This window comes from Streptomyces kanamyceticus, from assembly GCF_008704495.1.
In the GTDB taxonomy this organism is placed as follows: domain Bacteria; phylum Actinomycetota; class Actinomycetes; order Streptomycetales; family Streptomycetaceae; genus Streptomyces; species Streptomyces kanamyceticus.
The window spans coordinates 5,920,943-5,943,343 of record NZ_CP023699.1; the positions used below are offsets into that span (position 1 = coordinate 5,920,943).

The 22,401-nt window shown below is 70.8% G+C and carries 16 protein-coding genes; 11 read left to right on the forward strand and 5 right to left on the reverse strand.

Annotation, left to right across the window (positions count from 1 at the left end):
• Positions 1-400: 400 nt before the first annotated feature.
• From CP970_RS25455 to CP970_RS25465, 3 genes are all read right to left on the reverse strand, one after another.
• Positions 401-2,134 (reverse strand): penicillin-binding transpeptidase domain-containing protein, encoded by a 1,734-nt coding sequence (locus CP970_RS25455; protein ID WP_055556014.1) that lies wholly within the window; start codon positions 2,132-2,134, stop codon positions 401-403.
• Positions 2,135-2,250: 116 nt separating this feature from the next.
• Entirely contained in the window at positions 2,251-3,882 is a 1,632-nt protein-coding gene (locus CP970_RS25460; RefSeq protein ID WP_055556016.1) for a penicillin-binding transpeptidase domain-containing protein, read from the reverse strand.
• A 113-nt stretch (positions 3,883-3,995) separates the two neighbouring features.
• Positions 3,996-5,735, reverse strand: a complete 1,740-nt coding sequence (locus CP970_RS25465) for a dolichyl-phosphate-mannose--protein mannosyltransferase (protein ID WP_055556018.1) — start codon at positions 5,733-5,735, stop codon at positions 3,996-3,998.
• A 62-nt stretch (positions 5,736-5,797) separates the two neighbouring features.
• Here CP970_RS25465 and rsmI point away from each other — a divergent pair, with 62 nt between their 5' ends.
• From rsmI to CP970_RS25520, 11 genes are all read left to right on the forward strand, one after another.
• The gene (gene rsmI, locus CP970_RS25470; protein WP_055556020.1) at positions 5,798-6,694 is read left to right on the forward strand and encodes a 16S rRNA (cytidine(1402)-2'-O)-methyltransferase; all 897 of its coding nucleotides are present in this window, start codon (positions 5,798-5,800) and stop codon (positions 6,692-6,694) included.
• Positions 6,695-6,892: 198 nt separating this feature from the next.
• Positions 6,893-7,321, forward strand: coding sequence for a hypothetical protein (locus CP970_RS25475; RefSeq protein WP_055556022.1), 429 nt, complete (start codon positions 6,893-6,895; stop codon positions 7,319-7,321).
• Positions 7,322-7,411: 90 nt separating this feature from the next.
• Positions 7,412-8,293 carry a TatD family hydrolase gene (locus tag CP970_RS25480; protein WP_055556023.1) on the forward strand — a complete coding sequence of 294 codons (882 nt, stop codon included), beginning with the start codon at positions 7,412-7,414 and terminating at the stop codon, positions 8,291-8,293.
• A 135-nt stretch (positions 8,294-8,428) separates the two neighbouring features.
• Positions 8,429-9,697, forward strand: a complete 1,269-nt coding sequence (locus tag CP970_RS25485) for a resuscitation-promoting factor (RefSeq protein ID WP_150493958.1) — start codon at positions 8,429-8,431, stop codon at positions 9,695-9,697.
• Positions 9,698-10,193: 496 nt separating this feature from the next.
• Positions 10,194-11,054 (forward strand): 16S rRNA (adenine(1518)-N(6)/adenine(1519)-N(6))-dimethyltransferase RsmA, encoded by an 861-nt coding sequence (gene rsmA / locus CP970_RS25490; protein WP_055551431.1) that lies wholly within the window; start codon positions 10,194-10,196, stop codon positions 11,052-11,054.
• Entirely contained in the window at positions 11,051-11,938 is an 888-nt protein-coding gene (locus CP970_RS25495; protein WP_055551429.1) for a 4-(cytidine 5'-diphospho)-2-C-methyl-D-erythritol kinase, read from the forward strand. The genes rsmA and CP970_RS25495 overlap by 4 nt, the downstream gene beginning before the upstream one ends.
• Before the next feature lie 68 nt (positions 11,939-12,006).
• Complete coding sequence (locus tag CP970_RS25500) at positions 12,007-13,389, forward strand: acyltransferase family protein (RefSeq protein WP_055551427.1); 1,383 nt, start codon at positions 12,007-12,009, stop codon at positions 13,387-13,389.
• 31 nt (positions 13,390-13,420) lie between these two features.
• Positions 13,421-15,229: an ABC-F family ATP-binding cassette domain-containing protein gene (locus CP970_RS25505; protein ID WP_055551424.1), complete on the forward strand. Its 1,809-nt coding sequence runs from the start codon at positions 13,421-13,423 to the stop codon at positions 15,227-15,229.
• A 158-nt stretch (positions 15,230-15,387) separates the two neighbouring features.
• Positions 15,388-17,187, forward strand: coding sequence for an outer membrane protein assembly factor BamB family protein (locus CP970_RS25510; protein WP_055551422.1), 1,800 nt, complete (start codon positions 15,388-15,390; stop codon positions 17,185-17,187).
• A 51-nt stretch (positions 17,188-17,238) separates the two neighbouring features.
• A complete protein-coding gene (locus tag CP970_RS25515; RefSeq protein WP_150493960.1) occupies positions 17,239-19,179 on the forward strand; it encodes an outer membrane protein assembly factor BamB family protein in 1,941 nt (646 codons plus the stop codon).
• Between the two features lie 311 nt (positions 19,180-19,490).
• Positions 19,491-20,213 carry a helix-turn-helix transcriptional regulator gene (locus CP970_RS25520; RefSeq protein WP_055544056.1) on the forward strand — a complete coding sequence of 241 codons (723 nt, stop codon included), beginning with the start codon at positions 19,491-19,493 and terminating at the stop codon, positions 20,211-20,213.
• 26 nt (positions 20,214-20,239) lie between these two features.
• Here the strand turns inward: CP970_RS25520 and CP970_RS25525 are convergent, their stop codons facing one another.
• Together CP970_RS25525 and CP970_RS25530 are read right to left on the reverse strand one after the other, a co-directional pair.
• The gene (locus CP970_RS25525; RefSeq protein ID WP_055544055.1) at positions 20,240-20,521 is read right to left on the reverse strand and encodes a hypothetical protein; all 282 of its coding nucleotides are present in this window, start codon (positions 20,519-20,521) and stop codon (positions 20,240-20,242) included.
• Between the two features lie 33 nt (positions 20,522-20,554).
• The gene (locus CP970_RS25530; RefSeq protein ID WP_055544054.1) at positions 20,555-22,228 is read right to left on the reverse strand and encodes a sodium:solute symporter family protein; all 1,674 of its coding nucleotides are present in this window, start codon (positions 22,226-22,228) and stop codon (positions 20,555-20,557) included.
• Positions 22,229-22,401: the final 173 nt, after the last annotated feature.

Below are 22,401 nucleotides of genomic sequence, written 5' to 3' on the forward strand. Positions count from 1 at the left end.
CTCCAACCCTGGCGGGGCGGTTTCAACGCTCGGGCGAGCGCTGTCCTTGGACTTGGCGGGCGGTGGTCTTGGCCCCGGGCGGGCGGCATCCTCGAATCCCGGCGGCGAGTGGCGGTCTCAGCCCCCCCAGGCGGGCCGCGGCCTCCCTGGCGGAGCGGTCTCAGCCCCCCCCAGGCGGGCCACGGCCTCCCTGGCGGAGCGGTCTCAGCCCCCCCCAGGCGGGCCGCGGCCTCCCTGGCGGAGCGGTCTCGGCCCTCGGGCGAGCAGCGTCCTCAGCCTCCGGCAGGCGGTGTCCTCGGCCCTGGGCGGGGGCCAATCCCGGGGTGGGGGCCCAGCCCCGGGCGGGTGGCGGCCCCGGACCCGGCCGGGGCGCGTTCTCAGCCCGGCCGGGAGGCGGGACTCAGCCCCCGGCCAGCAGCATCGCCCGTACCACCGGACCCGCCGAGTCGCCCCCGTGGCCGCCCTCCTGGACGACCCCCGCCGCGGCCAGGTCGCCGCGGTAGGCGGTGAACCAGCCGTTCGGCTTCTTCTGGCCGTCCACCTCGGCGGAGCCGGTCTTCGCGCCCATGTCGGAGCCGAGGCCGGACATCGGCTTCACCGCCGTGCCCGAGGTCGCGGTGTAGTGCATCAGGTCGCGCAGCGCCGCGGCCGTCGAGCCGGACATCTTGCGCGAGGCCGTTGCCAGTGTGCGGTGGTCGAGGTCGGGTGAGACCAGGTAGGGCTGCTTGAACGTGCCCGACTTCACCGTCGCCGAGACCGACGCCATGTTCAGCGGGTTCATCCGCACGGCGCCCTGCCCGATGAGCGACGCCGCCATCTGCGCGTCGCTCTGCACCGGCACCGCGCCGTCGAAGGTCGGGACGCCGATCGACCAGTTGTCGCGGCCGAGCCCGAAGACCTCCTGGGCCTGCTTGGTCAGGGAGTCGTCCTGGAGCTTCTTGGCCTGGCTGATGAAGGCCGTGTTGCAGGAGCGCGCGAAGCTCGCCCGGAACGTGCCGCCCTTGATCTCGAACTTGTCGTCGTTCTGGAACTTCCAGCCGCCGTACGTCTCGTACTTGGGGCACGGATGCTTCTTGTCGACCCCGGCCAGCTTCTTCTCCAGGAGCATCGACGCGCTGATGACCTTCATCGTGGAGCCGGGCGCGATCGAGCCCTGGAAGGCCGTGTTGAAGCCGGCGGGGGCGGAGTTGGCGGCGGCCAGGATCTCGCCGGTGCTCGGCTTGACGACGGCGACCGAGGCGCGCTGCCGCTTGGCCGTCTCGCGCTCCGCGGCGGCCTGCAGCGAGCCGCTGATCGTGGTCTTCAGCGTGCCGGGCGTGCCGGGGGCGAGCGTCAGGAGCGTCTTGTCGGGCGTGGACTTGGCGTCGTCCTTCTTCGCGGCCGCGCCCTTCTTCCCGCCGTCCTTCTGACCGCTGTCGGCCCGCACCACGCGCAGCTCGATCCCCGCCTTGCCGCCCGCCTTCTTGCCGTACTTCTCGCGAAGCCCGTCGAGGACCGTCGCCATCGAGGGGTACTTGGCCGCCGTCAGCTCGGCCCCGTCGCGGTCCACGGCCTTGATCGGGGGATCGCCCGCCTCACCCGTGACGAGCCGGTCGCCGTCCTTCAGCTCCGGGTGCAGCACGGCGGGGCGCCAGCCGACCAGCGTCTTGCCGTCGCTCTTCCTGCGCACGACGCTGAGCTCGGACTCGTAGGCGAAGGGCTTCTTCTTTCCCTCGTACGAGACCGTGGCCGCCGCCTTGAACGGCACGTCGGCGCCCGACCGCTTGCCCGGCGTCAGCTTCACCTCGGAGAGGCGGCCGTCCTTGGCGTACGAGGTCAGCGCCTTCTGCGCGGCCGCGCGGTCGTCGGTGAGCGCGGCGGCCTCCGCCGCGTCGCCCTTGGCCCAGGCGGCGAGGAACGCCTTCGATGTGTCGTGCACCTCGGCCGCGGTGGGCGGTCCCGACGCCACCGGCTTGTCGTCGACGCTGGATCCGCCGGAGCCGGATTCCGAGCCGCCGGACAGGGCGAACGCGGTGGCCCCGACGGCGCACACGACGACGGCCGCCGCCCCGCCGAGCACACCGGGGTGCACCTTGCCGTTGCCGTTCTTGATGCCGACGCTTCTGCGCTCGACGGCGCGCCTTCGCTTGCCCACAAACCCTCCGCAGTTCCCCAGAACCCCCGGCTCCTCACCGGAAGGCCACCTTAGAGGCGCTCGGAGAAGCCCTTGACCACTTCTTCACCTGGCCGGGCGAGGGCCCGGCCCACCTATTACCCTGCGCCCAGCACCGCCGCCACGATCGGCCCCGCCGCGTCGCCGCCGTGCCCGCCCTCCTGGGTCATCGCGGCCGCCGCGATGTCGCCGCGGTAGCCGGTGAACCAGCTGTCGGACTTCTCGTGGCCGTCGACCTCGGCGGACCCCGTCTTCGCGCCGATGTCACCGGCGAGCCCCGCCATGGCGCGCGCCCCGGTCCCGCTGACGGCCGTGCGGCGCATCATGGCGCGCAACTGCTCCACGGTGGAGGGGGACAGGCCGCGGGCCGTGGCCAGTTCGCGGTCGTCCAGGGACTTCGGGACGATCACCGGCTGGTGGAAGGCGCCCGTCATCGCGGTCGCCGTGACCGATGCCATGTTCAGCGGGTTCATCTGGACCTGGCCCTGGCCGATGGCGTTCGCCGCGCGGTCGGGGCCGCCGGACTCGGGCACCGAGCCGTCGAACGAGGGGATGCCGACCTTCCAGTTGTCCTGGCCCAGGCCGAAGCTGTCCCGCGCCTCCTCGGTCAGCGAGGAGTCGGTGAGGCCCTCCTCGTCGATCAGCTTCACGAAGGCCGTGTTGCAGGAGCGCGCGAAGCTGTCGGTGAAGGTCGCGCTCTCGTTCGCGGTCATGCCCTTGAGGTTGTGGAACGTCTTGCTCTGCCAGGTCGCCGTGTCGGGGCAGGGCGCGGCGCCGCCCGCCTTGGTGACGCCCTTGTCGATGAGCATCGCGGCGGACAGGATCTTCATGGTCGAGCCGGGGGCCACCTTGCCCTGGAGCGCGGCGTTGAACCCGTCCTCGCGGTGGTTGGCGACCCCGAGGATCTCGCCGGTGCTCGGCTTCACCGCCACCACGGACGACTCCCCGAACCGCAGGACCGCGCGCTCGGCCGCCTTCTGCACGGCCGCGCTGAGCGTGGTGGGCAGCTTGCCCGGCTTGCCCTTGGCGAGGGTGAGCAGCGTGCGGGACCCCGCGTCCTCGTCCGCGTGTCTGACGTACAGCTCGATGCCCGGCTTGCCGCCCGCCTGCTCGCCGTACTTCGCCCGCAGCTGGTCCAGGATCGGGCCGAGCGAGGGGTACTCCTTCTTGGTCAGGACGACGCCCGCGCGGTCCACCGCCTCGATGGGCGGCGTCGCGGCCTCGCCGGTCACGAGGGTGTCGCCCCGCTCCAGGGAGGGGTGCACGACGGCGGCCGACCAGTCGACGAGCGCCCGCCCGGTGGTCTTGCCGCGCACGACCGTGAGCTGCGAGTCGTAGGCGAGCGGCTTGCTCTTGCCCTTGTACGACACCGTGGCCGACACGGAGAACGGCACGCGCGCGCCGCTCGCCTCCTTCGGGGTGAGCTTCACCTTCGTCAGGTGCGCGTCCTCGCGGTAGCCGGTCAGGAGCGCCTTGGCGTCGGCGGAATTGTCCGTGTATCCCGCCGCCCCGGCCGCGTCGCCCTTGGCCCAGGCCGCAAGGAACTTCTCCGAGACCTCGCGTATCTCGTCGTCCGACGGCGGCCCCTTCCGTACGGCCGCGGGGCCCGCGCCCGACGAACCGCCGCCTCCGGAGAGGCCGTTCACCAGGTTGTAGGCGCCGTAGCCCGCACCCCCCACCATGACGGTGAAGACCCCGCCGACCAGAGCGGCCTTTACTCCTTTGCGCACGATGCGCTCCCCTCCCCAGGAGCCTTCCCGAACGTAATTCGGGAAGGTTGTTCGCCCTGAACCCTAAGGGGGCGGAGGTGGCGCAGGTGAGGGCCGTTATCCGAAGGTGTCCATTACACCCACGTATCCAGCCACATGCGGGAGCGCCAGGAATCGATGGGGATGGCTGTGCCGGTGTAGATCGGCCAGAAGTAAATGAAATTCCAGAAGATGAGCAGCACCAGGACGCCGGAGCTCGCGGCGCCCACGATCCGGCGCCGTTCGCTCGATCCCGGCGGACCGAGAATCGCGCCGATCATCATCGCGAGGGCGAGACACAGGAACGGGACGAAGACGACCGCGTAGAAGTAGAAGATCGTCCGTTCCTGGTAGAAGAACCAGGGCAGATAACCCGCCGCGACGCCGCACAGGATCGCCCCGGCCCGCCAGTCGCGGCGGAACACCCACCGCCACAGGACGTAGAGCAGCGCGAACGCGGCCGCCCACCACAGCAGCGGGGTGCCGAGCGCGAGGACCTCGCGGGCGCACTTCTCGGTGGTGCCGACGGGGCAGCCGTCCTTGCCGGGCAGCGGCGACTCGTAGAAGTACGAGACGGGGCGGCCGTCGACGATCCAGCTCCACGGGTTGGACTGGTAGGTGTGCGGCGAGGAGAGGCCCACGTGGAACTCGTAGACCGCGTGCTCGTAGTGCCACAGGCTGCGCACCCAGTCGGGCAGCCAGTCCCAGCTGCCGCCCTGCCCGTCGGTCGCCGCCCAGTTGCGGTAGTAGCCGCCGGTGCCGTCGGTCGGCGAGAGGATCCAGCCGAGCCAGGAGAGCACGTAGACGGCGAGCGCCACCGGCACCGTGGAGACGAACGCGGGGAGCACGTCCCGCTTCAGGACCGCGCGGTAGGGCCGCGAAGCCCCGGCGACCCGGCGCGCGCCGACGTCCCAGAGCACGGTCATCAGGCAGAGGAGGACCATCACGTACAGGCCGTTCCACTTGGTCCCGAAGGCGAGCCCGAGGCAGAGTCCGGCCGCCCACCGCCAGGGCCGCCGGCCCAGGCGCGCCGTCTCGGCGACGTACGCGTCGGGGCGTACGCGCCCGTCCTCGTCGGTCGGCAGCGCGGCCGCCAGTCTCGCGCGCGCCTTGTCCCTGTCGATCAGGAAGCAGCCGAAGGCGGCGAGCACGAAGAACATCAGGACCTGGTCGAGCAGCGCGGTGCGGCTCATCACGAAGTGCAGGCCGTCCACGGCGAGCAGCGCGCCCGCCAGGCATCCCAGGAACGTGGAGCGGAACAGGCGCCGGCCGATCCGGCACAGCATCAGGACCGACAGGGTGCCGAGCACCGCCGTCATGAAGCGCCAGCCGAACGGGTCGAAGCCGAACAGCCATTCGCCGATGCCGATCACGTACTTGCCGACCGGCGGATGCACCACGTACGCCGCGTCGTGCGGGATCGCGATGTCGCCGCCCTGCCGCAGCACATCGTCGTTGATCTTGTCGGGCCAGCTGGTCTCGAAGCCGCGGTGGATGAGCGACCAGGCGTCCTTCGCGTAATACGTCTCGTCGAATATCACGGCCTTCGGATTGCCGAGGTTCCAGAACCGCGTCACCCCGGCGACCAGCGTGATCAGCAGCGGCCCCACCCAGCCCGACCAGCGCACCATCTGGTCGGCGGCCGCCCTCGGCACGCCGAGCAGCAGCCACAGGCGGGGGCTCGGCTCCGTGTACGGGGGCACGAGACGTGCCGTGACGTCCTCTCTGGGCCGCGCCACATGGCCGAATCGGCGCAGCCGCCGCTGCCAGGAAAGCTGCTGCTCCTCGGCTGCCTGGCCCTCGCGGGTGTCCGGGGAAGACGCGGTACTGGTCACCGCGCCATCGTAGGGAACCAGACTGTGCGAGTCCCGTCCCTGGTCCCTGCGAGGATGGAACAGTGACAGGAAGCGCTGATTCCCCCGGAACCCTCGTACTGGCAGGCACTCCCATCGGCGATGTCGCCGACGCGCCGCCCCGGCTCGCCACCGAGCTGGCCTCGGCCGATGTCGTCGCCGCCGAGGACACCCGCAGGCTGCGCCGCCTCACCCAGGCCCTCGGGGTGCAGGTCGGCGGCCGTGTCGTCTCCTACTTCGAGGGCAACGAGTCGGCGCGCACGCCCGAGTTGGTCGAGGCCCTGGTGGGCGGCGCGCGCGTGCTGCTCGTGACGGACGCGGGGATGCCGTCGGTCTCCGACCCCGGCTACCGCCTCGTCGCGGCCGCCGTGGAGCGGGACGTGCGCGTGACCGCGGTGCCGGGCCCCTCCGCGGTGCTCACGGCACTCGCGTTGTCGGGGCTGCCGGTGGACAGGTTCTGCTTCGAGGGCTTCCTGCCGCGCAAGGCGGGCGAGCGGCTCTCCCGCCTGAAGGACGTCGCGGAGGACCGCAGGACCCTCGTCTACTTCGAGGCCCCGCACCGCATCGCCGACACCCTCGCCGCGATGGCCGAGGCGTTCGGCGAGGAGCGCAGGGCCGCGGTCTGCCGCGAGCTGACCAAGACGTACGAGGAGGTCAAGCGCGGTTCCCTCAAGGAACTGGCCGAGTGGGCGGCCGACGGCGTACGCGGCGAGATCACCGTCGTCGTCGAGGGCGCCGCGGTGAAGAGCGCGGGCGAACTCGGCCCCGACGAGCTGGTGCGCAGGGTGCGGGTGCGCGAGGAGGCGGGCGAGCGGCGCAAGGAGGCGATCGTCGCCGTCGCCGCGGAAGCGGGCCTTCCCAAGCGCGAGGTCTTCGATGCCGTCGTGGCGGCAAAGAATGCGGATCGCGACGGCCCATCGAAGAGCAAAGGACTATCGTAAAAGGCAAAGCGCGGGCCGCGCACCAGGCCTCTTTCCTATGGAAAGGCCAAAACGGCTCCAATGCTCGACAGGTCTGATGCGCTCGCTCCGGGAAAGGCGTCCACTGGTTGAAGGGACGCACCCGTCCCCACGCTTCCGGTTCCGGGCGCTGCCCGGACCTCGGTAGCGCTTGTCCCTCGGACAAGAGGAGCAGCTGGCATGAGTGAGATCGCAGACACCGGCCACCACACCACGGCGCTCAATGTCGTTCACGAGTCGTACGCTTTCGCCTGTATGCGATGCGGACACGGCTGGGAGCAGTCGTACGAAATCGAGCATCACATCGACGCCAAGGGTCAGGAATTCGTGACGTACCTGGCGGACGGCCAGCGCGTGCCGTCGCCGCTGACCCGGCCCACCTGTCTGAACTGTGGCGGCCATGTCGTGCGGATCATGCGGGCGGGGCAGGTCTCGTCGGTACTGAGCCTGATGCACCGTCACCACAAGCCCGGCGACCCCGGCGCGGAGGGGGCCGAGGAGTGCGAGGCGAAGGCGCGCGCCAGCATGGAGCGGGAGCGGGCGCGCAAGGAGCACCACTGGCACCTGTCGGACCTGCTGCACCCGTTCCAGCACCGCAAGGGGGCGTGACGCGGGACCGGGGGACTCCCGGAGGGGCGTGAGCCCGGGGGCTCCGAAGGGGCGTGAGCCCGGGTGGGCGCGGGTTCGTAGGATCGGGGCATGCCTTCGAACGACGCCGAGAAGAACACCGCGCCGCCCCTGCCCCAGCCGCTGCGGGTGGCGGTCGCCGACTCCCACACCCACCTCGACATGCAGTCGGGGACGGTGTCCGAGGCGCTCGCCAAGGCCGCCGCGGTCGGCGTCACCACGGTCGTGCAGGTGGGCTGCGACGTACGCGGCTCCCAGTGGGCGGCGGACACGGCGGCGGAGCACGAGAGCGTGCACGCCGCCGTCGCCCTGCACCCGAACGAGGCCCCCCGCATCGTCCACGGCGACCCCGACGGATGGTCCCGGCAGGGGGCCCGCACCGCGGGTGGCGACTCCGCGCTCGACGAGGCACTCGCCGAGATCGACCGGCTCGCCGCCCTGCCGCACGTCCTCGGCGTCGGCGAGACCGGCCTCGACTACTTCCGCACCGGATCCGAGGGCATGGCCGCCCAGGAACGGTCCTTCCGCGCCCACATCGAGATCGCCAAGCGGCACGGCAAGGCGCTCGTCATCCACGATCGCGAGGCGCACGAAGACGTGCTGCGGGTCCTGAAGGAGGAGGGCGCCCCCGAGCGCACCGTCTTCCACTGCTACTCCGGCGACGCCGACATGGCCCGGATCTGCGCCGAGCACGGCTACTTCATGTCGTTCGCGGGCAACGTCACCTTCAAGAACGCGCAGGGTCTGCGGGACGCGCTTGCCGTCGCGCCTCTCGAACTCGTGCTCGTGGAGACCGACGCGCCCTTCCTCACGCCCGTCCCGTACCGCGGACGGCCCAACGCGCCGTATCTCATTCCGGTCACGCTGCGCGCCATGGCCGCGGTCCGCGGCGTCGACGAGGACGTCATGGCCACCGCCGTCTCGTCGAACACGGCACGCGCTTTTGGTTACTGACCCATAACGGCGCGAGCGCCCAGGTGGGGGACGCCTCAGGTCAATGCCGCTACGTAGTGTAGTGGTGTCACTTTGGAGAGTGACCAGGGCTCCGCTAGGTTCTGTCCGCCCGGTCCGGACCCCTGGAGCGTCATCGTGAGCAGTCCGCAGTACGAGACGTATGAGCCGTACGAGACGTATGAGCCGAACGAGCCGTACGACGTGGCCGCCGTGCCCTACGACGAGTGGGGGCGGGGCGAGGCGCGGTTGCCCCGGCAGGCCGGTGGGGGGCGTGCCGAGGCCCGGCGGGCCGCGCGGCGCAAGAAGACCTCGGACCGGCCCGAGTCCCTGCGGCGGCTGCTGCCGCAAGCCCTCGTCGTCGCCTTCCTCGCCGGTGGCACCTCCGCCTTCGTCGCCAACGACAAGGCCATCCAGCTCAGCGTCGACGGCAAGCCCCGCACCCTGCACACCTTCGCGGACGACGTCGGTGAGCTCCTCGCCGACGAGGGCGTGGACGTCGGCGCGCACGACATCGTGGCGCCCGCCTCCGGCGCCGCGCTCGCCAGCGGCGACGAGATCGCCGTCCGCTACGGCAGGCCCGTGCACCTCACCCTCGACGGGGAGCGGCGCCAGGTGTGGACGACCGCGCGCACGGTCGACGGGGCGCTGCGACAGCTCGGCGTCCGCGCGGAGGGCGCGCACCTGTCGGCCTCGCGCAGCCGTCGCATCGACCGGGACGGGCTCGACCTCGACGTCCGTACGGAGCGCACCGTCACGATCATGGCGGACGGGCGGGAGCGGACCATCCGTACGAACGCGGCGACCGTCTGGGAGGCCGTCGAGGAGTCCGGGGTGACGCTGCGCGGGCAGGACTCGACGTCGGTGCCGCCGACCAGTTTTCCGCGCGACGGGCAGACGGTGACCGTCATGCGGATCACCGGGAAGAAGGAGGTCCGCGAGGAGCCGATCCCCTTCGACGTCGAGAAGAGCGAGGACGCTTCGCTGTTCAAGGGCACGGAGGTGGTGGCGCAGGCGGGGCGGCAGGGGGCTCGGCGGGTCACGTACGCGCTGCGGACGGTCAACGGCGTCAAGCAGAAGCCGCGGCGGATCGGGTCGGAAGTGGTGCGGGAGCCGCGGAAGCGGATCGTGAAGGTCGGTACGAAGCCGATGCCGACGGCGGTGGCCGGGGCGGACGACCTGAACTGGTCCTCGCTCGCGCACTGCGAGTCGGGGGGACGGCCTTCGGCGGTGGACGGCTCGGGGACGTACGGCGGGCTGTACCAGTTCGACGCGCGGACGTGGCAGGGGCTGGGCGGGTCCGGGCTCCCGCAGGACGCTCCGGCGGAGGAACAGACGTTCCGCGCGAAGAAGCTGTACGTGCAGCGGGGGGCGAGTCCTTGGCCGCATTGCGGGCGGCGGCTGTAGCTGGCGTCGGCTGGCGTCTGCTGGCGGGGGCGCCTCGGGCCGTCGTGGGGGCGGGGCCGCGGCGGTATGTCCGTCCTCGCCGTCCCAGGCGCACCGCCACGGCTCGGGCACCTCGGAACGAGGCCCCCAGTGCTCCGGGCGGACATACCGCCACGTCCCCTCGGGTCGGATGGCGGCCGCGGGCCGCTGCCGCTCCCGCCCCCGCCTCCCGCCGCGGGCGACCGCACGCCGGTGGGGGATGCCGCGCGCGGCGGAAGGCCGGTGGGCAGGGCCGCTGCCGCTGCCGCTCCCGCTGTGGGCAATTGTTCCGCAGGGCGGAACGGGTGGGCACAGCCCCCGTCGCCGAGGAGCGGGAACGGGAGCGCAAGGCACGGTGCGGCTCCCGGTGCCGAGGGGCGGGGACGGGGGCGCAAGCCACGGTGCGGGGAGGCGTAAGCCACGGGGGGGAGGGAGAGGACGGTGCGGGTCAGGGGGGTGGGCCGCTTAACCTGGTGCGGTGAGCACAGACGCCCTCCTCGGCCCCGCCGACATCCGCGAACTGGCCGCTGCCCTCGGCGTACGCCCGACCAAGCAGCGCGGCCAGAACTTCGTCATCGACGCCAACACCGTCCGCCGCATCGTCCGCACCGCGGAGGTCCGCCCGGACGACGTCGTCGTCGAGGTCGGTCCCGGGCTCGGATCGCTGACGCTGGCCCTCCTGGAGACCGCGGAGCGCGTCGTCGCGGTCGAGATCGACGACGTGCTGGCAGGGGCCCTGCCCGCGACGATCCAGGCGCGGCTGCCGAAGAAGGCCGACTCCTTCGCGCTCGTGCACAGCGACGCCATGCTCGTCGGCGAGCTGCCGGGGCCCGCGCCGACCGCGCTGGTCGCGAACCTGCCGTACAACGTGGCCGTACCGGTCCTGCTGCACATGCTCGACACCTTCCCGACCATCGAGCGCACGCTCGTGATGGTGCAGGCCGAGGTCGCCGACCGGCTCGCCGCGGCTCCTGGGTCGCGGGTCTACGGGGTGCCGTCGGTGAAGGCCGCCTGGTACGCGGAGGTCAAGCGCGCGGGCTCCATCGGGCGGAACGTGTTCTGGCCCGCTCCCAACGTCGACTCGGGCCTCGTGTCGCTGGTGCGGCGTGCCGAGCCGGTGAAGACCACCGCGACGAAGAAGGACGTGTTCGCCGTCGTCGACGCCGCCTTCGCGCAGCGCAGGAAGACCCTGCGGGCCGCCCTGTCCGGGTGGGCCGGGTCCGCCGCCGCCGCGGAGGCCGCGCTCGTCGCCGCGGGCGTCTCGCCGCAGGCGCGCGGCGAGGCGCTGACCGTGGAGGAGTTCGCGCGCGTCGCCGAGCACAAGGAGGCGGGCGCGTGAGCGTGACGGTGCGGGTTCCCGCGAAGGTCAACGTGGGGCTCGCGGTGGGCGCCGCGCGTGCCGACGGGTTTCACGACCTCGCCAACGTCTTCCTCGCCGTCGGGCTGTACGACGAGGTGACGGTCGCCGCCGCCGACGGGCTCCGGGTGACGTGTGAGGGGCCCGGCGCCGATCAAGTCCCCCTTGATCGTGCGAACTTGGCCGCGCGTGCTGTCGAGCTTCTCGGCGCGCGGTACGGGATCGCGCCCGACGTGCACATCCACATCGCCAAGGACATCCCCGTCGCGGGCGGCATGGCCGGTGGCAGCGCGGACGGCGCGGGTGCGCTCGTGGCGTGTGACGCGCTGTGGGGGACCAAGGCGTCTCGCGGTGAACTCCTCGACATCTGCGCCGAGTTGGGCAGCGACGTGCCGTTCAGTCTGGTGGGTGGCGCCGCGCTCGGCACCGGGCGCGGCGAGAAGCTGGAGCCGTTGGAGGTCGGGGGCACCTTTCATTGGGTGTTCGCCGTCGCAGACGGGGGGCTCTCCACGCCTGCCGTGTATCGGGAGTTCGACCGGCTCACGCCTGTCGCGCCCGCGCCCGAGGCCTCGCCCGCGCTCCTCGACGCGCTGCGCCAGGGCGATGTCGACGCTCTCGCGGGCGCGGTCGTGAACGATCTGCAGCCCGCGGCTCTCTCGCTCTTCCCCTCGCTCACGGAGGCGCTCGCGGTGGGGACCTCCGCCGGTGCCCTCGCCGCGCTCGTCTCGGGGTCCGGGCCCACCACCGCGTTCCTGGTGAGGGATGCCGCCGCCGCCGAGGGCGTGGCCGCGGCGCTGCTCGCCTCGGGCACCTGCCGTGCCGCCCGCGTCGCGGACTCGCCCGCTCCGGGCGCCCTCGTCCGGTAGGTACTCACCCGCGGATCTGAGTACGGGCGCGCTGATGCCGGGGGCCCGGCGCACGCGACCGTACGTACATGGGATCAAGCGTTCGCGAACTGGCCGAGAAGACGCCCGCCGGGCGTGACCGGTACATCGATCTGCTGCGGGTCGCCTCGCTCGGCACCGTGGTGCTCGGGCACTGGCTGATGGCCGCCGTGACCGTCGGCGACGACGGCCGTGCCGAGGTCGGCAACCTCCTCGCCGTCGTGCCGGAGCTGCAACTCCTCACCTGGGCGCTGCAGATCATGCCCGTCTTCTTCTTCGTCGGCGGGTTCTCGCACGCTCTTTCGTATCGGTCGCTGAGTCGCAAGGCCGAGGGCAGGTCGAGGTCCCTTTACTCGGCCTTCCTGCGGGCGCGGCTCCAGCGGCTGCTGCGGCCCACCATGGTCTTCATCGGGGTGTGGGGTGCGGGGGCGCTTGTTCTTCAACTCGGCGGAATGGGCGGGGGGTTGCTCGACGTCGCGCTGCGGCTCGTCGCCCAACCGCTCTGGTTCATCGGCATCTACCTGGCCATGGTCGCCTTCACACCGCCGCTGCTGCGGCTGCACGAGCGGTGGGGCTGGGGCGCGTTCGGCGCGCTCGTGGGCGCGGCGGGCGCGGTGGACCTGGCGCGCTTCGCGTTCGGCGTGCCGTACGTCGAGTTCCTGAACTTCGCCTTCGTCTGGCTCGCGGTGCACCAGCTCGGATTCCTGCGCGCGGACGGGCGGTTGGGCCTGCGGATGCCGTACGTCCTCGCGGGTGCGGGTCTCGCGGGCGCCTCGCTGCTCGTGGCCCTCGGCCCGTACCCCCTCTCCATGGTCGGCATGCCCGGCGAGCGCGTCTCGAACATGGCGCCGCCCACCTTCGCGCTGCTCTGCCACGGCCTGTGGCTGGTCGGCGCGGTGGAACTGCTGCGCGGCCCTGCGACGCGGTGGCTGGCGAGGCCGAAGGTGTGGCGCGGCGTGGTCGCGGCCAACGGCATCTCCATGACGGCGTTCCTGTGGCACCTCACGGCGATGCTCGGGGTGTACGGGGCGCTGCTCGCCCTCGACGTCCCGCTGCCGGAAACGGCGTCGGCTGCGTGGTGGGCGCAGGTGCCGGTGCGGATGGCGGCCGCCGCGGTCCTGACGGCGCTGCTCGTGGCGGCCTTCCGGCGCTTCGAACGGCCGGGCGCCACGGGTGCCCGGACGGCCGCGCCCTCCGGCTTCGCGGGCCCCGCCGCCGCCGTGGGCGTCACGCTCTGCCTTTTCGGCGTGCTCGGCCTCTCCATGGTCGGCTTCGGCGGCCTCCTCGAAGGGCGTACGGCGATGCTGGTCGCCGTCCACGTGACGGCGCCGGTCGCAGTGGGGATGGCGCTCGCGGGATGGCTGCTCGTGGAGCGCGCGGGCCGGGGGCGCACCCACCGCAGAGGAGGCACCCGCGCGGGCGACTACGCTTGAGGATCGATCCATCCCCCCTGTCAGGAGAGAAATGGCCGTCAATCTGGTCAATGTCGAGGCAGTCAGCAAGGTGTACGGCACCCGTGCCCTGCTCGACGGCGTCTCACTCGGCGTGTCCGAAGGGGACAGGATCGGTGTCGTCGGGCGCAACGGCGACGGCAAGACCACCCTGATCCGGATGCTCGCCAAGCTGGAGGAGGCCGACACCGGACGGGTCACGCACAGCGGCGGGCTGCGGCTCGGCGTGCTCACCCAGCACGACTCCCTCGACCCCGAGGCCACCGTCAGGCACGAGGTCATCGGGGACCTCGCCGACCACGAGTGGGCGGGCAGCGCCAAGATCAGGGACGTCCTGACCGGTCTGTTCGGCGGGCTCGACATGCCGGGCTTCCCGCAGGGGCTCGACACCGTCATCGGCCCGCTGTCCGGTGGCGAGCGCCGCCGCATCGCGCTGGCCAAGCTGCTCATCGCCGAGCCGGACCTGATCGTGCTCGACGAGCCGACCAACCACCTCGACGTCGAGGGCATCTCGTGGCTGGCCGGGCATCTGCGCACGCGGCGCTCGGCGCTCGTCTGCGTCACGCACGACCGCTGGTTCCTGGACCAGGTGTGCACGCGCATGTGGGACGTGCAGCGCGGCTCCGTCTTCGAGTACGAGGGCGGCTACTCCGACTACGTCTTCGCGCGCGCGGAGCGCGAGCGCATCGCCGCCACCGAGGAGACCAAGCGGCAGAACCTGATGCGCAAGGAGCTCGCCTGGCTGCGCCGGGGCGCCCCGGCGCGTACCAGCAAGCCGAAGTTCCGCATCGAGGCCGCCAACGAACTGATCGCGGACGTGCCGCCGCCGCGTGACACCAGCGAGCTGATGAAGTTCGCGACGACGCGGCTGGGCAAGACCGTCTTCGACCTGGAGGACGTGTCCGTCCAGGCCGGGCCGAAGCTGCTGCTCAAGCACCTGACCTGGCACCTCGGCCCCGGCGACCGCATCGGCCTGGTCGGGGTGAACGGAGCGGGCAAGACCTCGCTCCTGCGGGCCATGGCGGAGGCGGCGCGCAGCGAGGGCGAGGTGCAGCCCGCGGCCGGCAAGGTCGTCGTCGGCAAGACCGTGAAGCTCGCCTACCTGTCGCAGGAGGTCGCCGAGCTGAAGCCGACGCTGCGGGTCCTGGAGGCCGTGCAGCAGGTGCGCGAGCGCGTGGACCTCGGCAAGGGCCGGGAGATGACCGCGGGGCAGCTCTGCGAGACCTTCGGGTTCAACAAGGAGAAGCAGTGGACGCCGGTCGGCGACCTCTCCGGTGGTGAGCGGCGCAGGCTGCAGCTCCTGCGGCTGCTCATGGACGAGCCCAACGTCCTCTTCCTCGACGAGCCGACCAACGACCTCGACATCGAGACGCTGACGCAGCTGGAGGACGTCCTCGACAGCTGGCCGGGGTCCATGGTCGTGATCTCCCACGACCGGTTCTTCGTCGAGCGGACGACGGACAAGGTGTTCGCGCTGCTTGGTGACGCCACGATGCGGATGCTGCCGCGCGGCATCGACGAGTATCTGGAGCGCAGGCAGCGGATGGCCGAGTCGGCCGTCGCCGCCTCCCCCGTGCGGAGTGCCCCCGCCGCGACGAAGACCGTCTCGGCCGCGGACGCCCGCGCCGCCAAGAAGGAACTGCAGAAGATCGAGCGACAGCTGGAGAAGGTCAACACGAAGGAGACCAAGCTCCACGCACAAATCGCCGACAATGCCACGGACTTCGAAAAGGTGGCCAAACTGGACGCCGAGCTCCGTGAACTGATCGGCGAGCGCGACGAGTTGGAAATGCGCTGGCTGGAGCTGGCGGAGGACGCGTAGAGCTCCCGTGGAGCTCGCGTAACGGACGCATCACGGGCCGGTCCTCCCTTGGGAACAGGGGAAGGACCGGCCCCGTGTGGTACGGGGTCAGGGTGATAGAAATGCTGACCTGAGAGCACCATTTGGCGTGCCGAAAATCAGTGAAGGGGGAAGCGCTGATGACTCAGCCGCCCAACCAGCCGCCGCACGGCGGCTTCGGAGCTCCGCAGGATCCACCACCCGGCGGGGCGCCCCAGCCGCCCGCGGGCCCGCCGCCGCAGGGGCCGCCTCCGGGCCAGCCCCAGCCGGGCTACGGCTACCCGCAGGCCCAGCCCGGTTACGGCTACCCGCAGCCCCAGCAGCCCGGTCCCTACGGCCAGCCCCAGCAGCCGGGTCCGTACGGCCAGCCGCAGCAGCCCGGACCGTACGGGCAACCGCAGCAGCCGGGCCCCTACGCGACCCAGCCGCAGCCGGGCTACGGCTACGCGCAGGCCCCGACGCAGCCGCAGTTCGGCGGCCCCGGGATGCCGCCCGCCCCGCCCGGCTCCGGCGGCAACCCCGGCAAGCGCAAGCTGATCGTGATCGTCGCGGCCGCGGTCGCCGCGCTGCTCGTCGCGGGCGGTGTCACCTGGGCCGTCGTCGGCGGTGACGACGGTGGCGAGAAGAAGCCCGTGGCCAAGGAGAAGGACCCCAAGCCCACCGCGTCCGCCCCGGTCAACCCGGGCGACGGCAGCGGTGACGGCAAGGAGGGCAAGGAGGACCTCAACGAGGGCCGCAAGCCCGGCGAGGCCAAGGTGCTCTGGTACAAGGAGGCGCCCAAGGTCCCCGGTTCCGGCGGCGACGCCCCCGGCATGTGGATCGACGGCGACGTCGCGGTGAAGGCCGCGTACAAGGAGCTCTCGGCGTACGACGTCAAGACCGGCAAGGTCGCGTGGCCCACGATCACGTTCCCGCAGAAGATCTGTGCCGCGACCCAGCAGGCCAGTGACAAGGGCAAGATCGTCATCGCCTTCAAGGACAGCGTGAAGAGCGCCGCCAAGTGCAACCAGCTCCAGGTCATCGACCTGAAGACGGGTGCCAAGGGCTGGGGCAAGTCGGTCAAGGAGGAAGGTCTCTTCGACTTCTCCATGCAGAGCAGCCTGGCCTTCGTCGGCGACACGCTCATGGTCGGCCGCGACCAGTCGGGCACGGCGCTGAGCATGAGCGACGAGGGCAAGCAGCTCTTCGTCGCGGAGAAGAAGGACGAGGGCAGCTGCTTCCCCGCCGGTTTCGCCGGTGGCAAGAAGCTGCTGATGAAGCTCTCCTGCGGGGCGAGCACGCCCACCGAGCACGACGAGCTGCAGCAGCTCGACCCGAAGACCGGCAAGGCCCTGTGGACCAAGAAGTTCCCCAAGGGCTGGAAGATCGGCAAGGTCTACTCGGTCAGCCCCACGGTCGTGTACCTCACCAATGAGGACAAGAAGAAGTGGAACATCTCGGTCCTCAAGGAGAACAGTGACGCGACGCGCTCCGAGGTCGTCAGCAAGGACGGGTTCGCGCCCGAGTGCGGCTCCTCGATCCTGGACCGGGGGCTCGACGGCTGCACGGGCGTGACGGCCGACGCCTCGTACCTGTACCTGCCGACCGACGAGAAGTCCGGCGCCAACGAGATCGTCGCGTTCAGCCTGGCCACCGGCAAGGAGGCCTGGCGGACCAAGTCCCCGGTGGACGAGAAGATGCTCCCGCTGAAGGTCGAGAACGGCGCGCTCGTCGCGTACGTCTCCCCGGCCTACACCTCGGCGGGCCGGGTCGTCTCCATCGCGACCTCGGGCTCGCACACGCCCAAGACCCTTCTGCAGAACCCGAGCGGCACCTCCAAGATCGAGAGCGGCTTCTACTCGAAGGACGTCGACTACGTGGACGGGCGCTTCTACATCTCGACCACCAGCATCACGGGATCCACGGGCCAGCAGAAGCTCATGCTGGCCTACGGCGAGTGACCCGCTCCGCCGCTCAGTAACCCTCTTCGTCCCCAAGGAATAGACGACGCCATGACCCAGCCGCCACCGCCCCAGCAGCCACCGAACGAGCCCCCGAAGGGCGGTTTCGGCGCGCCCCAGGAGCCCCCGGCCGGTGGCTTCGGCGCCCCGCAGAACCCTCCGGCCGGAGGCTTCGGCAAGGCCCCGGACCCGGCCCCGTCGTACGGCTACCCGCAGGCCCCGGCCCCGCAGACGCCGCCGCCCGCCCAGCCGCCGACGGCCCCGGCCCAGCCTCCGGTCCAGCCCCCGCAGGCCCCGGCCACCCCGCCGCCCGCGGCTCCGCCCGCCGCGCCGCCCGGCGCCCCCGCGGGCCAGCCCAACTACGGCTACCCGCAGCAGGCACCGCAGGCCCCCGGTTACGGCTACCCGGGCCAGCAGCAGTACCAGCAGCCGCAGTACCAGCAGCAGCCGTACGCGCAGCAGCAGTACCAGCCGCAGCCGCCGACCATGCCGATGCAGCCGGGGCCCGCCGACGGCGGTTCCGGCGGCGGCAAGAAGTTCAGCAACCAGATGATGATCGTCGCCGCGGCGGTCGTCGCGATCGCGCTGATCGTCGGCGGTGGCTTCTGGTACTCCTCGTCCCAGAAGGACGACACCCAGGCCAGCTCGGGTGGCTCCACCGGCGGCAAGGACGGCAAGGGCGGCAAGGGCGGCGAGAAGACCGGCGAGGACGGTCAGGCGCTGCCCGAGCAGGGTCCGGCCAAGGAGAAGGCCCCGGCCGACCCCGCGGCCAAGATCCTCATGCAGGTGCCCCAGCCGGAGATCCCCAAGGACCAGATCTTCAACGCCACGGGCTCGGTGCTGACCGACGACGTCTACGGCAAGTCGGGCATCAACGAGTTCAACGGCTACGACCCGGCCACCGGCAAGAAGAAGTGGACGATTCCGCTCTCCGGCATGACCTGCGCGATCTCGCGCGAGGTGACCAAGGACGGCATCGTCGCCGTGGTCACCGAGGACGCCAAGCGGAACAAGAAGGGCGACTACCAGGAGTGCACCAACGTCTCCGCCCTTGACCTGAAGTCCGGCAAGAAGCTCTGGACCGAGAGCGCCGAGACCAGCGGCATGAAGGCGACGTTCAAGGAAGTCACCATCTCCGGCACGACGATCGCGGCGGGTGCGGGCACCAGCAACGGCGGCGCGGCCTGGGACGTCTCCGGCAAGGCGCTGTGGGCGCCCAAGGTCGGGCAGTGCAAGGACGTCGGCTACGCGGGCGGCGATCAGCTCGTCGCGGTCCGCAAGTGCGGCACGTACGGCGACGAGAAGCTGAAGATCCAGCTCATCGACCCGAAGACCGGCGACGAGAAGTGGACGTACCCGATCGCGCCCGGCGTCGACAACGCCAAGATCATCTCCACCAACCCGGTCGTCTTCGGCCAGGACACCACGGAGATCACCGCGACCGGTGTGACGGACGTCTTCTCCCTCGGCAACAACGGCAAGCTGCGCGCCAAGATCTCCCTCGAGGAGAAGAAGTACGACCACAACTGCGAGGTCAACAAGGTCAACGACTGCAGCTCGATCGCGGTCGGCAACGACCGGCTCTACGTGCCGACCCGTCCGCACGACGGCGGCGGCGACAGCTACAGCCAGGTCAACGAGATCGTCTCCTTCTCGCTGGCCACCGGCAAGCCCACCAGTGACCGCGCGGACGGCGGCGAGAGCGAGATCTTCCCGATCCGCATGGACGGCCCCAACGTCCTCGCCTACAAGTCGCACGGCTACAAGCAGGGCGCGCAGGTCGTCTCGCTCGACGGCAAGACGATGAAGGAGACCAAGCTCCTGGAGACCCCCTCGTCCGAGGCGGTCACCAGCGCGATCAGCGGCATGGTCCCGCAGTCCAACGAACTCCTCTACGGAAACGGCCACTTGTTCCTGGGCAAGAAGCTCCTGAGCAAGCCCTACTCCAAGGACGAGAAGGAGTACGTGGCGATCGGGTTCCTCGCGCAGTGAATCCGGCGCGGTGATCCCACCGGGCTCCCGGTAGCGGTAGCCCGTCAGCACGGCCCCGGCCGCGCCCTCGCAGCAGAGGGCGCGGCCGCTGTCGTACCCGGCGCACTCGTCGCCGCGCAGTACCCCCAATAGCCCCCGAATAGCAGGGATTTCGGCATTCCAGGCCGCTTCTGGCCGGTAGGGGGCGCGCAACGTCGAACAAGCGTGTAGCTTCCGGGGGATGGAGGGCCGGGGGGCCCGCGATCCACGGGAAGCGGGAGATCGATGCGACCGGTGGACCAGGGGATCAATGGGGGAGCTGGGGGGTTGCTATGGGTGTGCGGCTCATGGTGGTCGACGATCACCGACTGCTCGCCGAGGCGCTCGCCTCGGCGCTGAAACTGCGCGGGCACCGGGTGCTCGCCGCGGCCGCGCCCGCCGCGGGAGCGGCGGAGCTGGTGATCAGCAGGGCCCCGGAGGTCTGCCTCCTGGGCACGGCGACACCCGCGGAGCCGGGGATGTTCGACCCGGTGGTGAAGATCAAGCGGGAGCGGCCGCAGGTGGCTGTCGTGGTCCTCGGCCCGGTGCCCAACCCCCGTGGGATCGCGGCCGCCTTCGCCTCGGGCGCCTCCGGATACGTACGCCATGACGAGCGCATCGAAGGGGTCGAGCGCGCCATCATGAAGGCGCGGGCGGGCGAGGCGGCCGTCGCGCCGCAGCTGCTGCAGGGCGCCTTCAGCGAGCTGCTCAATCCGGCCGCGCAGCCCGACGACGAGGGGCAGCGCCTCCTGCAGATGCTGACGCCGCGCGAGGTCGAGGTCCTGGTGCGGGTCGCGGACGGCGAGGACACCCGTCTGATCGCCGCGGGGATGGGCATCGCGCCGAGCACGGCGCGCACGCACGTGCAGCGGGTCCTGATGAAGCTGGGCGTCGGTTCGCGCCTGGAGGCCGCCGCGCTCGCCGCTCGTACGGGACTCCTGGACCGCGCGGAGCGCCCCGCCGCGTCGTACGCGAACGATGTGGAAAGGCCGACGGGGCCCGAGTCCACCTTGTGAACCCGGGCCCCGTGCGAGGGAATCGACTACTCGTCGGCCGGTTCCTCGGTGGGAGCCGCGGTGGGGCGCAGCCACAGCCAGCCGAGGAAGAAGAGCCCGAGGGCGAGCATGCCGAGGCCCGTCCACAGGTTGATGTTGATGTCCTCGGCCTTCTTCAGGTCGGCGTCGGACGCGGTGATTCCGGCGATCGTCACGATGATCCCGTAGACCACGAACAGGCCGCCGATGATCCGCCGGATGTCGAAGAGGCGGGCGGCCGTCGCGGACTTGCGCTCCAGCTCGGAGACTTCGTTCTGCAGTTCAGACATTTTTCTTGAGTCCTCCGATCAGGACGAGAGGGGCTAGAGCGAGTACGGCAGGTAGCAGAGCGCGGCGAGCCCGATCGCGCCCCAGCCGAGCAGCGCGGGCTTGCGGTACCACGCGTCGTCGCCCTCCTCCCTGCCCTCGTCCTCCAGGCCGGGCGAGGCCGTTCCGTAGACGAGGCCCGCGAGTTCGGCCTCCGGCTTGGGCGCGGTGAAGAGCGTGACGACGACCATGACGACGGCACCGGCGACGAAGCCGACGATCGCCGAGACGAAGTTGGCGCCCTGGTCGGTGGGGATGTCGATGACGCCCTGCTTGTAGATCCAGAAGTAGTTGACCATCGCGGCGGTGGTGCCCGCGAGCAGGCCCCAGACGCCGGACTTCACGGAGGCGCGCTTCCAGAACATGCCGATGATGAAGACCACGAACATCGGGACGTTGAAGAAGGAGAACAGGGTCTGCAGGTACCCCATGATGTTCGAGAACGACGAGGCGATGAACGCCGTGCCGACCGAGGCGAGCACGCCGATCGCGGTGATGAGCCGCCCGAACTTCAAGTAGTAGCCGTCCTCACGGCCCTTGACCACGTACCGGCCCCAGATGTCGTACGTGAAGACGGTGTTGAAGGACGACACGTTCGCCGCCATGCCCGCCATGAACGCGGCGAGCAGTCCGGTGACCGCGATGCCGAGGACGCCGTTGGGCAGCAACTCCTGCATCAGGTAAGGGATCGCGTCGTTGTACGTCAGGTCCGAGCCCGCGGTGCCGATCTTCGGGACGAGGACGGCGGCGACCAGGCCGGGGATCATCACCAGGAAGACGATGAAGATCTTCGGGAAGGCGGCGATCAGCGGGGTGCGCTGGGCGGCGGAGAGGTTCTTGGCGGACAGGGCGCGCTGGACCTCGGCGAAGTTGGTCGTCCAGTAGCCGAAGGAGAGCACGAAGCCGAGGCCGAGGATGATCGTCAGCCAGTTGGCGCCGAGCGGGTTGGCGTCGCCGATGCCGGTGCCGCCCCAGGCGGTCATGAAGTTCTCGCCGTGCTGCTTCTCGATCGATCCTGTCAGACAGTCCCAGCCGCCGACCTTCTTCAGGCCGATGACGCAGATCGGGATGAGGGCGGCGAGGATCACGAAGAACTGGAGAACTTCGTTGTAGATCGCCGAGGAGAGACCGCCGATGGTGATGTACGCGAGCACGAAGAGACCCGCGACGACGATGGCCACCCACTGCGGCCAGCCGAGCAGCGCCTCGACGACGATCGAGAGGGCGTAGAGGTTCACGCCCGCGATCAGTATCGCCGCGAACGCGAAGAGCGCCGAGCTGAGCAGGTGCGCCGACTTGTCGAAGCGCTGGAGCAGGTACTCGGGGACCGAGCGGACCTTGCTGCGGTAGTAGAACGGCATCATCACGAGGCCGAGGAAGACCATCGCGGGGATGGCGCCGATCCAGTACCAGTGCACGACCGCGACGCCGTACTGCGCGCCGGTGGCGGCCATGCCCAGGATCTCCGTCGCGCCGAGATTCGCGGCGACGAAGGCGAGACCGGTGACCCAGGCCGGCAGTGATCGGCCGGAGAGGAAGAAGTCGAGGCTGGTCTTCACGGAGCGCCGGGCGGCGAAGCCGATGCCGAGGACGACCGCGAAGTAGATCGCCAGGATCGTGTAGTCGAGCCCGTTGGTGGGGAGCCGAAGCCCTTCGGCCAGGGTTTGCATGGGGAACTCGCTTCGTTGCGCGAACTGATCAGACCGGAACCTACGCCCCCTTCTTCAATAACTGAACAGTTCTGTTGGTGTTCTTTGTTTGATTGTGATCGAGCCCTCCTGGCGAACCCCAGGGATCCCGGGCTCGATCCGGGCATTGACGATGCTGTTGGCTTGTGGTTTGT